The 14645-nt window shown below is 62.2% G+C and carries 10 protein-coding genes and 1 pseudogene; 1 reads left to right on the top strand and 10 read right to left on the bottom strand.

The features are described 5' to 3' along the window. The 5 genes and pseudogenes from PW947_RS17895 to PW947_RS17875 all read right to left on the bottom strand — a co-directional run. Positions 1 to 1093, bottom strand: a pseudogene (locus tag PW947_RS17895) (IS256 family transposase); the annotation flags it as partial. Between the two features lie 496 nt (positions 1094 to 1589). Continuing rightward, the gene (locus PW947_RS17890; protein ID WP_299633676.1) at positions 1590 to 2612 is read right to left on the bottom strand and encodes an IS110 family transposase; all 1023 of its coding nucleotides are present in this window, start codon (positions 2610 to 2612) and stop codon (positions 1590 to 1592) included. An 876-nt stretch (positions 2613 to 3488) separates the two neighbouring features. Next, a complete protein-coding gene (locus tag PW947_RS17885; RefSeq protein WP_299633675.1) occupies positions 3489 to 4802 on the bottom strand; it encodes an MFS transporter in 1314 nt (437 codons plus the stop codon). 25 nt (positions 4803 to 4827) lie between these two features. Beyond that, positions 4828 to 5991 (bottom strand): porin, encoded by a 1164-nt coding sequence (locus PW947_RS17880; RefSeq protein ID WP_299633674.1) that lies wholly within the window; start codon positions 5989 to 5991, stop codon positions 4828 to 4830. Between the two features lie 188 nt (positions 5992 to 6179). Continuing rightward, positions 6180 to 7367 carry a M20 aminoacylase family protein gene (locus PW947_RS17875; RefSeq protein ID WP_299633673.1) on the bottom strand — a complete coding sequence of 396 codons (1188 nt, stop codon included), beginning with the start codon at positions 7365 to 7367 and terminating at the stop codon, positions 6180 to 6182. 123 nt (positions 7368 to 7490) lie between these two features. On the opposite strand from PW947_RS17875, the gene PW947_RS17870 reads away from it, so the two are divergent. Next, positions 7491 to 8429 carry a LysR family transcriptional regulator gene (locus PW947_RS17870; protein ID WP_299633672.1) on the top strand — a complete coding sequence of 313 codons (939 nt, stop codon included), beginning with the start codon at positions 7491 to 7493 and terminating at the stop codon, positions 8427 to 8429. On the opposite strand, the gene PW947_RS17865 is transcribed toward PW947_RS17870, so the two are convergent. From PW947_RS17865 to PW947_RS17845, 5 genes are all read right to left on the bottom strand, one after another. Beyond that, positions 8402 to 9148 carry a transporter substrate-binding domain-containing protein gene (locus tag PW947_RS17865; RefSeq protein ID WP_299633671.1) on the bottom strand — a complete coding sequence of 249 codons (747 nt, stop codon included), beginning with the start codon at positions 9146 to 9148 and terminating at the stop codon, positions 8402 to 8404. The two genes, PW947_RS17870 and PW947_RS17865, sit on opposite strands and share 28 nt — an antisense overlap. A gap of 135 nt (positions 9149 to 9283) precedes the next feature. Further along, a complete protein-coding gene (locus PW947_RS17860; protein ID WP_299633670.1) occupies positions 9284 to 12400 on the bottom strand; it encodes an acetoacetate--CoA ligase in 3117 nt (1038 codons plus the stop codon). Positions 12401 to 12685: 285 nt separating this feature from the next. Beyond that, on the bottom strand, positions 12686 to 13237 hold the full coding sequence (locus PW947_RS17855; RefSeq protein ID WP_299633697.1) for a nitrogen fixation protein NifQ: 552 nt from the start codon (positions 13235 to 13237) through the stop codon (positions 12686 to 12688). 107 nt (positions 13238 to 13344) lie between these two features. After that, complete coding sequence (locus tag PW947_RS17850) at positions 13345 to 13830, bottom strand: molybdopterin-dependent oxidoreductase (protein ID WP_299633669.1); 486 nt, start codon at positions 13828 to 13830, stop codon at positions 13345 to 13347. Positions 13831 to 14088: 258 nt separating this feature from the next. After that, positions 14089 to 14514 (bottom strand): TOBE domain-containing protein, encoded by a 426-nt coding sequence (locus tag PW947_RS17845; protein WP_299633668.1) that lies wholly within the window; start codon positions 14512 to 14514, stop codon positions 14089 to 14091. Positions 14515 to 14645: the final 131 nt, after the last annotated feature.

The following is a 14645-nucleotide window of genomic DNA, read 5'->3' as shown; positions in this document are numbered from 1 at the left end:
CCACGTATTGCTCCTTGTTGCGGATCGATTTGCGCACCTGGCTGTGCAGGCTCTCGATCGCGTTGGTCGTGTAGATCCAGCGTGCGCACCGGCGCGGTGAACGCAAAGAACGGCACGACCTCTTCCCACTGCCGCCGCCACATCGGCACGATCGCCCGGTAGCGCTGGCCCAATTCGCCGGCCTCGAAGCGCGCCAGTTCCTGTTCGGCCGCCTCGGCGCCCGTTGCGGTGTAGACCGGCCTGAGCGCGGCGGCCAGCGCGGCGCGCTCCTTCCAGTGGCTGGAACTGCATCGAGTTGCGCAGCAGGTGCACGATGAAAGTACCGTACCACCGTCTGCGGGAACACCGACACGATCGCCTCCGGAAACCCCTTGAGCCCGTCGACCACCGCGATCAGGATGTCGCGCGTACCGCGCGCTCCCAGCTCGCTCATCACCCTGAGCCAGAACCGGGCGCCCTCGGTGTGCTCGATCCAGATGCCCAGCACGTCGCGGTAGCCCTCACAGTTCACGCCGATGGCCAGATACACGGCCTTGTTGCGCACCAGCCCCTCATCGCGGATCTTCACGCGCAGCGCATCGTAATAGACCAGCGCATACACCGGATCGAGCGGGGTGCACCTTGCTCGTGCCCGGACCTCGTCGAGCACCGCGTCGGTGACCGCCGACACCAGCTCGGGCGAGATCTCCTGTGCCGTAGAGTTCGGCCACGTGGGCCTGGATATCGCGCGTACTCATGCCGCGCGCGTACAGCGCGATGATCTTCTGGTCGAAGCCGGGAAAGCGGCGCTGGTATTTGCCGATGAGCGCCGGATCAAAGCGGCCGTGGCGATCGCGGGGAATCGCCAGCTCCAGCGGGCCGTCCTCGCTGAGCACGGTCTTCGCGCTCGATCCGTTGCGGTGGTTGCCCGCGTCGTGCTCGAGCGGCTGGTCCAGATGCACGTCCATCTCGGCGTTGAGCATGCGCTCGGCCAGCGCCTTCTTGAGTTCGCCGAGCAGGCTCGCGAACGCAGGACCGTCTGCGGATCCTGCCCCTTGAGCAGTTCGTCCAGCACCGCCGGATCGAACCGGCTCCTCGTCTTGCGCGTTGCCATATGACTCTCCTTGGCCCGTTACGGGCAATCATATGACTCGCAGACACAAAATCGCTTACAGGCTCAGTTTTCGCGCGCGCGACCAGACCGGCGCATGCCAGAAAAAATGGGTATTGTGACAAACGGAGTGAAGCGCGCGAATGGCGCCAAGAGATAAAGACGGGGCTGAGCCCAACGGCTGTCGCGGGAGCCGAACAGTCGGAACGAATGACCGCCTTTATATGGACGCCTCCCGGTTTGCCAAGGATTTCGTGCGTGCTGGTAGACAGGAAGGCTGCGGCTTTATATCCGGCCTTGCTGCAGGTCGAACCCGGCTGGTCTCGATGGAACTTCCGCTGGCTCACGCCTCACTTGACACACGGGCGCCGTTAGCCCGCAAGGCAGTTCAGGTTTGGTGAGTCCCGGTCTGACCCGTGTGCCATCACACTCAATTACCTTGCGCAACCTTTGACATCCCCATCTCCTGCAAAACCGGTTTATTCAGTCATTGCAGCGCTTACGCCGCTCGCGTACTCACATAGCCTTTCTCGTACGTACGCCCGTGCGCCAGCAGCGCCCAAATCGTTCGGGCCATCTTGTTGGCCAACGCAACGATTACCACGTTATGCGGGCGCCGCCGGCCCAACTGCTCGATCCACGGGCCTGGCTCTTTCACGCGCGCGAGCACCGATCGTGCACCGTGGATCAGCAGTGTGCGCAGATACACATCACCGCGTTTGCTGATCCCATGCAGTCTGATCCTGCCACCGGTGCCGGTCTGTCTGGGCACCAGACCCAGCCAGGCCGCAAACTCACGTCCTGAATGAAACGCTTTGGGGTCGCCCATCGTCGCCACAGCAGCGGTCGCTGTCAGCAGCCCGACGCCGGGAATGTCGGCGATCTGTCGACGGGCACGCTCTTCCTTCATCCAGTCCGAGAGCCGGCGTTCGATTCGCGCAATCTGCTCATCGAGAACGTCAAGCCGCTGCCACTGCTCACGCAGCGTGTCCACCAGCATCGTGGGCAAACGCGCCTCCAGGCGCGCCAGCACATCAGCCATCGCCCGGTTCAGCGCGGCGCGGCCTACCGCCATCACTTCACCGTATTCCGTCAGCAGCCCACGCAATCCATTGATCTGCATCGTGCGAAACCTGATCAGTTGCTGGCGCATCCGGTGCAATGCCAGCACGGCCTGCTGCGATTCAGTCTTGACCGTCACGGACCTCACGCCCGACTGCTGTACCGCGGTCCAGATTGCCCGTGCATCAGCCACGTCGCTCTTGTTACCGCTCACAAACGCCTTGACCGCCTGGCCCGGCATCAACTTCACCTGATGACCCATCTGCTCCAGATGACGCGCCCAGTGCTGGGAACCGCCACACGCTTCCATGCCGATCAGGCACGGCGCGCGATTTGCAAAGTGCGACAGAAACGTGGCGCGTCGGATCTCTCGGCTGACGACCTCGCCTGTTTGCGGATCAACCCAGTGGACCTGGAACACCTGCTTCGCAATATCGACACCAACCGGAGTAAGCTTCATTTGGGTTCTCCTTCCTCAAGTGGTACGTTGCCCAACTTCCACTCTGGCACATCTGAGGCCGTCGGTTGCGAGAACCCACCTTCCTGGTCGCGCCCCGACCATTCGATCAGCAGCCCTCGCGAGGGGGAGGCGTCCATACCATTTGTCACCAAGGCAAACGGTGCGGCAACTCAAATCGTGCGCGGTCCACTACCCGATAATGAATAAACGCCACTCGCTACGGAGTGGCGGTGTAAACGCGCTTTCTTTTGCCTACTTTTCTTTGCGCGAGCAAAGAAAAGTAGGTGCGGTCCCGCACAGGGACGATCCAGGCGGACCAGCGTGAAACCGGGACAACCAAGCCAAACAGACCAAGCACAGCAGAGCCAAAAACCTCCACCCCAAAGCCATTACAAAAAATAACAACCACTAAAGAACAAAAACAGACAACAGAAAAAGAACCGCCGGGAACAACAAGAAGCCAGCCACATGCCAACCCGCGCTGACGAAGCAAAAACCAAAAAAACCAGCAAACCCAAACTCGCAAACGTTAAACCAACCCACCACAAAACAACTCAAGCCCTAAAGCAAAACCCCACAACAAACCACTAAGAAAAACAAAAACCCCAAACCCTTAGTTCACTTGCCCCGTCACCGGATTCACCCTACGCGCAAAGCCAAACAACATCCCGATTCCGATAGGACACACGATCAAGAACGCGACCAACATGCTCCACTCCGCTAACGAAAAGAAAGCCCAACGTCAGTGTACTGCAATCCTATGACAATTTAATTAGGTAAAACCGCAACAAACCGTTGTCTTCTACGCATTGAATGCAGTAAAGCTGACCGAAAACCGGCCAGCTGACTCACGAATGTCACATCGCTCTGCACAACTCAATCGGCAACGGGCGCCTCTCGATACATCACGATTCCGGCCAGACTCACAACACCACACGCCAGCACGTACCACGCTGGTGCATAGAAACTACCCGTCGCGCGATACAACCCGCTAACGATCAACTGCGCAAAGCCGCCAAACAACGTCACGCCTAACGAATAAATAATGCCTAGCGACGTCGCGCGAACTTCCGGTCGCAATGACTCCAGAATCAACACGAAACCCGCGGGACTAGACACCGTCATCAATCCGGTCAAAGCACTCACCGCCACCACGACAGTCACAATAGAAGGCCAATGCTGGATCGCGTAGAACGCCGGCAACAACAGCGTCAGCGAAATCGCCGACACGATATACAGCAAGGTCTTGCGATGACGCATCCGGTCAGCCAGCTTCCCCGCGAATGGCGAGCCGATCAGTAACACTAGGCCCGCGATACATCCCGCCACTAACGACACCGCCGACGGCATGCCAAGCGTCAAGGTCAAAAACGACGGCAGGAAAAACACCATCGTGTACATCGTCGATGTGCCGCCGATCACCAGCATCGTGCCCGCCACGACCTGACGCGCCGAAATGCGCCGGTCGACCTTAGCGACGGAAATGCTTGCGGACGCATTCGATTGCTCACCCGCGTGCGGCAAGGTTTCGTCCAGATGACGACGCAGATAAAACCCCACCGGACCGATCAGCAATCCCATGATGAACGGCACGCGCCAACCCCACGCCAGCAACGCATCGTGCGAAAGGGTCCGCGACACTGTCGCGGCGACCAGCGCGCCGGCCAGCGCCGCGCCGCCCTGACTCGCCATCTGCCAGCTCACCAGCGAGCCGCGTCGCCCGGCACTCCCGGACTCCATCAGCAAGGTCGTCGCCGCGCCCACTTCACCGCCCGCGGCAAAGCCCTGCAACAGTCGCCCGATCACGATCAACGCCGGTGCGGCGATGCCGATCATGTCGTAGGTCGGTGCGAGTCCGATGATGCCGGTGCCAAGCGCCATCATCACGACGGTCATGACCAGTGCCTGCTTGCGGCCCACCCGATCCGCATACGCGCCGATCAGCACGCTGCCCAACGGACGCACCACGAAGCCGACGCCGAACGTGGCCAGCGACATCATCAGCGCGCCCAGATCGGTGCCGACCGGGAAGAACAGCTTGCCGATCACCACCGCGAAAAAGCTGTACACGGTGAAATCGAAAAACTCGAGGCCGTTGCCCAACGCCGCGGCGACGACTGTGCGGCGCGTCGTCCGGCGTTCGGCTGCACCGTCGCGAGACGCGACGGCGACGTGATGAATTGCGTTCATGGAGACCTTCGGGTGAGCGTTTAAATCAGAAGTTGTGATACATGCCGATCGACATCGTCAGCGGCGTCGTGCCGGTTTCGGGTGCCGTGCTGCCGGTCTGCGTCGGCAGCGGATTGCTGTTCAGCATCACGGTCGAAATACCGTAGTTGCGGATAAAGCCGGCGCGCGCGTAGAGACCCGTACGTCTGGACAACGTGTAGTCGTAACCCAGCATCACGCCGAGTGCAGAATCTTTCGCAATCTTTCCGGTGCTGTCACGCACGCCCGATGTATCGCGATACACCACCGATGCACGGAATGCATTGTGTCCAACCGGCCAGATCGCACCCAACGTATAGACGCGCGCAATGCCGTCTTGCGCGAGGTTCGGCGCGGCCTGCGTGAAAGCGCCGGACAGCACGATCTTGCCGCTGTCGTAGACCACGCCCAGTCCGTACAGATCGTTGCGCACGGTGCTCGTGCCGTTCGCGCCCCAGACCTGGTTGAAGCTGCCTGCCACGTAAGTCGTGCCGTTGTACCACTGCAGCAGCGCGCCCTGCGCCGCGGCCGTCGGCGATTGGCCTGCGACGTTGCTCGGTGCGTACATCAACTCAGTGCTCACACCCGCAAAGCTCGGCGACTGATACGTAACGGCGTTGTTCACACGCGCCGCCAGTTGCGTTGCGCCCGCGCCGAGGTCGCTGTTATAGCCGATGCCCTTCGCCGTTTGCACGACCGCGGCGCCAAGCCAGGTCGCGACCGAATTGGTACCGACCGTGCCGAATACATCGACGAACAGCGGCAAGCCCGTGCCGATCTGCTTGCCGAAACGCACGCGCCCGTACTGATCGGAATTCAGTCCGACCCATGCCTCGCGGTTAAAAAACGAAGTCGTTTCCTGCACCGCGCCGCTGTTGGCGAGAAAGCCGCTTTCGAGGTTGAATTCGGCTTTCAGTCCGCCGCCGAGATCTTCACGGCCGAAGAAACCGAACTTCGATGTCCACTCGCCGCCGCTTTGAGTCTGCCAGCGCGACGTGCCGCCGACGCTCTGATAGTTGATCCCCATATCGACCGAGCCATACAGCGCAACGCCCGAACGCATGTTGTACTCCGGCACCGCCGACAGCAGTTCTGCCTGATAAGGCGTGGCGTAGGCCGAACCGGCTCCGAACGTCAACAGTGCCGCGCTCATTGCAATGCTCTTCTTCATTGGTCTTCCTGATCGCTCTAATGTAAAAAACCCGTGGCAAAACAATCGACACGACGGTCGAGGTCGGCAAAGCCGAAACTGCTGACGACGCATGCGTACAGCGCATGCGTGTCCAGTTCGCATGCGTCTACGTCATGCGAAGCGAAAGTGGCCTGATCGATGAGGAATCTGCCGCCCGGCGGGCAGCGTTACGCCGCCGTCAGATAGCGCTGCGTCAGCGCGACGAAATACGCCGCGCCCCAGCTCAATGCGGCGTCGTTGAAGTCGTAGGCCGGGTTATGGACCGCGCAGCCGCCTTGCGACTCGACGCCGTTGCCGAGCATCACGTAGCAACCGGGCACCTTCTCGGTCATCCACGAGAAGTCCTCGCTGCCCATCACGGCGTCGGGCATCATCATCAGCCGCTGTGGGCCGACCAGCGCTTCGATCACGGAGATGGAGAGATCGGTGGCATTGCGGTCGTTGATCAGCGGACGCGAAATCTGCCGGTAATCGATGTCCGCGCGCGCGCCGTAGCTCTGCGCCTGCAATTGCGCAATGCTGCGGATTCTCGATTCGAGCGTGTCGCGGGTTTCGAAGTTGAGTGCACGCACCGACAGCTTCAGCGTCGCGGTTTCGGGGATCACGTTGGCGGCCGTGCCCGCGTTGATCGCACCCACGGTGACGACGGCGGCGTTGGCCGGATCCACGTTACGCGCGACGATCGTTTGCAGCGCCATCACGATGCTCGCGGCCGCCACGACAGGATCGCAGCCCTGTTGCGGCATCGCGCCATGCGCGCCCTTGCCGGTCACGGTGATCGTCACCGTATCGGACGACGCCATCGAACATCCGTGGCGCAACGCGAAATACCCGACCGGCAGACCCGGCGCGTTATGCAGCGCAAACACCTGGTCGCACGGAAAACGCGTGAACAGTCCGTCTTCGATCATCCGCGTCGCGCCGCCGAGTCCTTCTTCGGCGGGTTGAAAAATCAGGTTCAACGTGCCGTCGAATTCGCCGCGCGTCGCGATCTGGTACGCGGCTGCCAGCAGAATTGCAGTGTGGCCGTCGTGGCCGCATGCGTGCATGGTCTGCTCGACTGTGCTCGCATAAGGCAAACCGGTGGTTTCCTGAATCGGCAAAGCATCCATGTCCGCGCGCAAGCCGATGGTCCGGCTCGATGTGCCGCGTTTCAGTTGCCCGACCACGCCCGTACCGCCGACACCCTCGGTGACGTCGTAGCCCCATTCTTTTAGCCTGCTCGCGACCAGGGCGGCCGTGCGGGTTTCCGTGAACCCGAGTTCCGGATGCGCGTGGATATCGCGGCGGATCGCAATGAACTGTGCCTCGGACTCGCGGATCTCCGCGACCAGTTGTGTCAAATCCTGCGTCATGCTCTGCTCCGTTGTGTCCGGCTGTCGTTTCAGCCTCTGTCGGAACAAATTGTGACGATCGTGCTTAAAAACAAAAAAGCATGAATTTTGATGCGCATAACCACTGGTGATATATTCCGCATCATGAAAATTCATCAACTGCGCGCGCTAGTCGCCATTGCGTCGTCGGGCAGCATCAATGGTGCGGCGAAGGCATTGCACGTCACGCAACCGGCCATCACCAAGGCGGTCCAGGAACTCGAATCCGAGTTCGGCGTGCGGCTGCTCGAAAGGAATCAATGGGGTGTGGTGCCGACGCCGGAAGGCGCAGCGCTGCTGAACCGGGCTCGCACCGTCGTGCGGGAAATGGAGCGCGCCGAAGAAGATATGGCGCATCTGAAGGGACTGCGTGAAGGCAGCCTGATCATCGGCATCACGCCGATTGCGGGTACGGCAGGCATGGCCGAAGCGTTCGACGAATTCCGCAAGCGCTGGCCGCTGGTGAAGGTCGAGTTTCGCGAGTTGGGCTTCAATCAGTTGAACGAGCAACTACGCAATCGCACGCTCGATCTGGCATTCGCGGCGTTCGGCAAACCGCCCGCCGACTCCGGCACGATCAAGGAAATCGTTTCGTTCGACACGCTGTTCGTGACGCGCGCGAACGGCGCCTATGCGAACGCGGATACGCTCGAAGCGCTCCAGGAGGCGGAGTGGATTCACACGGACGTCACCGATAACTACCCGTCGTATATCCGCGCGATGCATGAACGGCTTGGTTTGCCGACGCCACGACGAATCACGCGCTGCACGTCGTATGCGCTGTTCTACAGTCTGACGATGAACACCGACGCCATCTTCAACTGGACGCGCCACTCGCTCGAAGCGACACCGCACGGCTTGTCGTTCGTGCCGCTCGCGCTGGCGGTCCAGCCGCCGTCGCTGCCGCTTTATCTGCTGTCGCCGCCCGCTGCGCAATTGACGCGGCCGGCCGAGTATTTTGTCGATTGCCTCGAGCGCACCATCGAAACGCTGATTCGCGGCAACGGCGTCAACCCTCAAGGCGCGACTTTCGCCGCCGACTGACCGCTGCGTTCGAGCGAATCCGCGATACGTCCCTGCGTTTTCTGCGCGGCGATAAAACCGGTCACAAATGCGAGGGCCGCCGAATGCGCTTTCGGCACGCCGATAGCCTGACGGATCGTCATGAAGCTATCGTCGATCACGCGCAATTCCGGATTGTTCGCGGCATACGCTTCGACGACCTGACGAATGCCGGCCGTCGCATCGAGATCGCTTTGCAGGAATGCGGTAAACGCATCGTGTCCGGTCAGATGAGATTCGAGGCTGGCATGTTCGAGCGTGCGACCGAGAAACAATGCATACGCACTCGCGTTTCCGACGCTGATCCGCACGCCGTGCCGGTCGAGATCCGCGCTGCACTGAAAGCGGTTATCGTCGGCGCGGACCAGATACGCACCTTCGATCAGCACGTACGGCGGCGTGAACGCAATCTGTTCGCCACGAGTGGGATCGATAGCGAGAAAGGCTACGTCCCAGCGATGTTCCGCAAGCGCCTCGAACACCTTGCCCGCTGCATCGAAGATCACGTGCTCGACCGGCACGCCGAGTTGACGGCCAAGCGCGTCGGCGAGATCGACGGATACGCCGGTCAGTTTCTCTTCGTTCGGCTGGCGTTGCGCGAGCACGCTGTTGCCGAGATTGATCGCGGCGCGTAACGCGCCATGCGGCGCAAGTTCGCGCAACACCGCTTCAGGAATAGCGTTCGGTTGATGGTTGGACATGCGTCTCTCCTGGGTCGTCACGGACCGGATGCGGAAACGATGCCTGAAAACAGGCATGTTCCGCATCGCGACCCGGCTGGAACGACACAGGATACCGCGAGCCGCGCTCGCGCAAGCCGGACGACGCCTGCGCCGCTATGCCGCCCGCTTTTCGTCGAGTCGCTCGCCGAGCCCTTCGTCGAGCACGGCCGCCACGAGTTGCACGGTCGGCTCGCCGATCATGTCGGCATGATCGCCGGAGATCTCGGCAATCTTCAGGCCAGCGCGCGCAATACGCCGCCATAGCAACAACGGATCGCCGCGTTCCTGCATCGGCGTTCTCGCGCGCACGTAGACGATCGGGCTCGCATCGTACGGACGCGGCTTGTAATTCGCCATCGCCGCGCCCATCGTCTCGCGCACACGCCGCAACACCGGCGGCAGCGTCGCCGTGAATTCGTCCGGACGCAACACCGGCACGCCCGCACGCATCCGCGCGCGGTCGCTGGCGCTGACCATCGCGCGTCGCACCAGCGACGGCAGTTCCTTCGCCGATACGCTGCGCAGCTTGCGCCATTGCTTGTTGACGATACCCCAGCGATGGCGCATCCGCGCGGGCAGCGGCAGCAGTTCTTCCTCGACGTATGTATCGAGCATGAACAGCAATTCGATCTGCTCGCCCGCCTGCCGCAACTGCTGCGCGATCTCGAATGCGATCAGCCCGCCGAACGAGTAGCCGGCAATCGCATACGGCCCGGACGGTTGCACGGTACGCATCTGCTCGACATAGCTGGCCGCCATCTCTTCGACGCGCCGCTGGATTTCCTGCTCGCCGTCGAGGCCGCGCGCCTGCAGGCCATACACCGGCCGCGGACTGCGCAATGCGCGAATCAGGCCGAGCACTTCCATCACCGAACCGCTGACACTGTGCGCAACGAACAACGGCGTGCCGGTTCCGGCGCGCACCAGCATCAAGGTCGGCGCGGCCGATGCCGAATCGCGTTCCTCGATCACGTCCGCGAGCTTCCTGATGGTTGGCGCGACCATCATCGTCGCAAGTGGGATCGCGCATCCGGTGGACACGCGCAAATCGGCGACGAGTTGCGCGGCGAGCAGCGAATGTCCGCCAAGATCGAAGAAGTTGTCGTCACGGCCGATCGGCGCGAAATCGAACAGTTTTTCCCATTGCGCCTGCAAATGCGCTTCCAGTTCTTCACGCGTCGTGCCGACCGGCGGCATGTCGCGCGACGACACATGAAAGGACGGATGACGGCGAATCGCGTCGAGACATTCCGGATTGCGCAGCGCTGCCTGATTGCCGACCGGCAAGCCGTTGACGGCATTGCGTGCGGCGGCTTCGGACGGCTTGCCATTATGCGTGTACGGAATCGCATCGACGGCGACGATCCGGTCGGGCACATGAGCCGGCGACGCGCGACGCGCCAGATCGCGGCGAATGCGCGCCGTCAACGCACCGTTCAGCGTCGCGCCGTCTCGCAATACGACCAGCAGCACGATGCGATTGCCGGGTGCGCTCGACGGTCCGGTGCTCGCATGCGTATCGCGCATGCGTTGCTCGACCGCCATCGCTTCACGGATTTCGGGGATGTCGTTCAGCACACGATAGATTTCGCCGGGACCGACATTGATGCCGCGCACGTTCAGCACGCCGTCGAAGCGACCATGCAGTCGCGCCGATCCTTCGCGCGGAAATTCGATCAGATCGCCGTGGGTCCACACACCCGGATTGGCAGCGAAGTAAGCGTTGTGAAACGCTTTGCCTTCGGCATCGCCATGAAAACCGAGCGGCCGCGACGGGAACGGATTCACGCAGACCAGTTGCCCGACGCCGTCGATGCGCTTGCCTTCGTCCCACGCCTGCACATCGAGCGCGAGGCTCTTGCACTGCGCTTCGCCCGCAAAAACAGGCATATTCGGATTGCCGAGCACGAAGCAGCCGAGAATATCGGTGCCGCCGGAAATGGATTGCAACGGCACCGGCTTCACGTGGTCGTGCACCCATTCGAACTGCACGTCGTGCAATACCGCACCACTCGACATCATCGCGCGCAATGCGCTGAGGTCGAACTGCTTGCCCGGCTCGATGCCGGAATCGGCGCACATCTTCAGATAGGCGGGACTCGTGCCGAACACCGTCACGCGCACGTCCGCGACCAGCCGCCATAGCGTATCGACGCTGGAGATCGGGCCATCGTAGGTCACCACTTCGACGCCGGATGCGAGCGCGGACACGGCCCAGTTCCACATCATCCATGCACAACTGGTGTGGAAATACAGCGTGTCGCCGGGTCCGAGATTGCTATGCAACCGATGTTCTTTCAGATGCTCCAGCAGCGTGCCGCCCGCGCCGTGCACGATGCATTTCGGCTTGCCGGTCGTACCCGACGAAAACATCACGACGAGCGGATGATTGAACGGCAGATGCGGAAAGCGGAATCGCTGCGCGTCGCCAGTAGCAGTCAGGCCGTCGAGCGTATGGATGGTCGGCGCGAGCGTCGCAGGCAATTCGCCGTCGTCGAGATTGACGATGCCTTCGAGCGTCGGCAGTGCGGCGGCGAGCGCCGCGACGTTGTTCGCCACCGACGTGCCGGTATCGAACGCGCGTGCTTTGGTATGCGCGAACAGCAGGCGTGGCGTCAGCGGCACGAACCGGTCGATCATCGCTTCGACGCCCATTTCGGGCGCAGCCGTCGATAGCGTTGCGCCGAGCGCCGTAACGGCCAGCGCCGTGACGATCGCGCTGGAGTCGTTGCGCATCACCGCGACCACGCGGTCGCCCTCGCGCAGGCCGAGCGCCGTCAGCGCATCGGCGAGACGCATCACACGCTCGCGCAATTCGCCGCGTGTCATGCGCACCTTGTGGCCGTCGGCGTGACAGGCGGTCAACGCGGGCGCATCGGCGGGCGCGACTGCGAGATTGAGCAAGGTGTCGGCGAAATTCAGTTTGACGTTCGGGAAGAACGTGGCGCGCTCGGACGCGTCGCCGACGCAAACGGGCTCGGCGTCGCCGCTCCATTCCAGGCCTTCGGACGAGCGCAGCAGGAATTGCCAGAAGGTTCGAAATTCGCGAACCGAGAAGTCGTGAAGCGCCGCGTAGTCCGCGAAGCTTTTGCCGGTTTCTTTTTCAAGCGCGGCGGTAAAGGCCGTCAGCCGGGACGCCTCGATATCCGCTGGCAGTCCGTCATAGATGGGTAGGCGCCCAGACGTCGCGCCATGCCCACGCGACGCGTCGAACAACTCTACGCGTTCCATCGTTTTCTCCTCGAATTGCAGCGCCCTGGTCAAAGTCGAAACCCGGTGCGATGCCGGCGCAAGCCGGCCCGGGTGACGTCGCGGGACTCACTGACAGCGTGCGCATGCGTGCCACGCATGCATGCGCGATACGCATGGATGGGTCGGCCGCCGCTTAAACAGCGTCGCAAGTCCTCGTTCTAGTCATGCAGCGTAAGAGCACGCCCTTTTTTTCTCTGTGCGACATCGCACTTAAGGGTGGGTCAGTTGTAAGGGCGGGTATCGATGCGCTGACGTTGCGAAACGTCAGGCCTTGGGGAAACAGAAACTGAAATCTTCGCAGCCGGGACAACCCGGCGCGGGACCGGGCGTTTCGCCGAGCGAGAGCGCGAGTTCCCGCGCCAGCAGCTTCTTCCAGCGCAGGTTGTCGACGTTTCGCGCGACCAGCGACGGGACATAGCGGTCGAGCATCTGCGTGACGTCGTCGCGGCCGCGCAGCCCGAGATCGCGCCACAAATGGTCGGGGCGCAGGCACGCGTGCGCGATGATCGATGCGAGGCAATCGGCGTCGGCGGGATCGACGGCGGCGCTGGTGTGCGTCTGCAGCAACCGCTTCATTGACGAGATGAACGTCGCATGCGCGGTGTGCTGCACCGTCAGCGGAAACGCGCCCGTCACCGTGAGCGACGGTGCGCGAATGGCCGGAAAATGTCGCGCGAACAAGGCCGCCGTCTGTTGATCCGACAGACCGAGCCATGCCAGTTCTCCAAACACTTCGCGCGCCGCGACGAGCCGCGCGAACAGCCATGCGTCGAACGCATGCGAGCATGCATGCGCGGATGCGCCAGAAGCAGCCATCAATGCATCGATGCGTGCAGCGCATGCGTGTTCGAAATCCATCATCGAGCAGGCCTGGACTGACAGGAACAAATCGGGCGGGAAGTCACCATGCGATCACCGCGCAATCACAGCGCAAGCACGCGCGCGACGATACGCGACAGCCGCTTCACGTGACGCGGCGCGGGCAGGATATCCGCGCCGGAAAACAGGATGGGCGCGCCCTGCTCCGCGTTCAACGGTTTGCCGCCGCATTCGTAGGCGACGATCACGCGCTCGCCGACCGGTGTGTTGAACAGTTCGTGCCATGAGAATGTCACCGCATAGCCATCTTGCGCGGCGGCGATAAAGATCGTGCGCTTGAATTCGCCGGGCACCTCGGTGCGTAGTCCGGCAAGACCGATCAGGTCTTTCAGCAGCGCGCCGCGATAGGCGTCTACCGTGCGGATAAACCGGTTCGTGGTGTAGCAGCGCAGATCGAACGGATCGGCCTGGGCGCTGGCGTAGCGCTGCAAATCGTCCACGGAAAACGACATGGGCCGTGCAAAATCGCCGTCGAACGACACCACGCCTTCGATGATCTGCGGCACGGCCGCCGCGTCCAACCTGTCCATTCCCGTCCTCCTGCGCCAGCCCCGCGCCGGCTCGTTCGTCGCTATAACCGTTGTTATATTACGCTGCGCGTGCGACTGGACGCACGGTGGAGGTGGCGATAGCGGTTATATCGATGCGCATATTCCAGCGCGATGCCCGGAGCGCACCGGTTCGCGTCGAAAACGGGGGAAAGCCGGTTTGAGTGGCTGGGTGCGGCTGAGTGTAGAAACACACCGTGGATGCGTCGCCACGCGAGCGGTGGCGACGCGTCGTGGCACTCAATCCACGCCGACGATCACGCTCGATGCCTTGAAGATAGCCGCAGCCGCTGTGCCGCTTGCGAGCGCCAGACGATCCACGCTTTCGTTCGTGACGATGGCCGCGATCTGCGCGCCGCCTTGCGCGGCAATGATCACTTCCGAGTTGACCGCGCCCTTCGTCACCGACGCCACCGTGCCCGCGATGCAGTTGCGCGCCGACACCTTGCTCGCGTCGACATCGACCATCACGATCACCGACGACGCCTTCACCAGCGCGAACGCCGGCTTGCCCACGGCCAGACCCAACGATGCCGCGCTGCCATGCGTGATGACCGCGACGATCTCCAGACCGTCTTGCGTGCTCAGCGTGATCTCGTCATTGACGGCGCCCGCCTTGACCTCGGAAACCTGCCCTGCAAAGTGATTGCGTGCACTCGTTCGCATCGTGATCTCCCGGTGTACGGCCTGCGCTTTCGCACAACTGCGGCCGGATGTTTGATAGGTGCGTCAGTTTAACGGCCAGGTATCGCCTCTGGCGACCGCAAATGCCCTGGGCGAATTGATATTCGTGCGTG

The organism is Paraburkholderia sp. (assembly GCF_028283785.1).
GTDB lineage: Bacteria > Pseudomonadota > Gammaproteobacteria > Burkholderiales > Burkholderiaceae > Paraburkholderia.
Note: the sequence above shows the minus strand (reverse complement) of the source record. Positions and strands in the feature narration are given on the sequence as shown.

Bases quoted from the DNA above. Each gene is read 5' to 3' on its own strand.
- PW947_RS17890 (WP_299633676.1), bottom strand. From the start codon at position 2,612: ATGAAGCTTACTCCGGTTGGTGTCGATATTGCGAAGCAGGTGTTCCAG.
- PW947_RS17875 (WP_299633673.1), bottom strand. From the start codon at position 7,367: ATGACGCAGGATTTGACACAACTGGTCGCGGAGATCCGCGAGTCCGAG.
- PW947_RS17880 (WP_299633674.1), bottom strand. From the start codon at position 5,991: ATGAAGAAGAGCATTGCAATGAGCGCGGCACTGTTGACGTTCGGAGCC.
- PW947_RS17870 (WP_299633672.1), top strand. From the start codon at position 7,491: ATGAAAATTCATCAACTGCGCGCGCTAGTCGCCATTGCGTCGTCGGGC.
- PW947_RS17865 (WP_299633671.1), bottom strand. From the start codon at position 9,148: ATGTCCAACCATCAACCGAACGCTATTCCTGAAGCGGTGTTGCGCGAA.
- PW947_RS17850 (WP_299633669.1), bottom strand. From the start codon at position 13,830: ATGGACAGGTTGGACGCGGCGGCCGTGCCGCAGATCATCGAAGGCGTG.
- PW947_RS17860 (WP_299633670.1), bottom strand. From the start codon at position 12,400: ATGGAACGCGTAGAGTTGTTCGACGCGTCGCGTGGGCATGGCGCGACG.
- PW947_RS17855 (WP_299633697.1), bottom strand. From the start codon at position 13,237: ATGGCTGCTTCTGGCGCATCCGCGCATGCATGCTCGCATGCGTTCGAC.
- PW947_RS17845 (WP_299633668.1), bottom strand. From the start codon at position 14,514: ATGCGAACGAGTGCACGCAATCACTTTGCAGGGCAGGTTTCCGAGGTC.
- PW947_RS17885 (WP_299633675.1), bottom strand. From the start codon at position 4,802: ATGAACGCAATTCATCACGTCGCCGTCGCGTCTCGCGACGGTGCAGCC.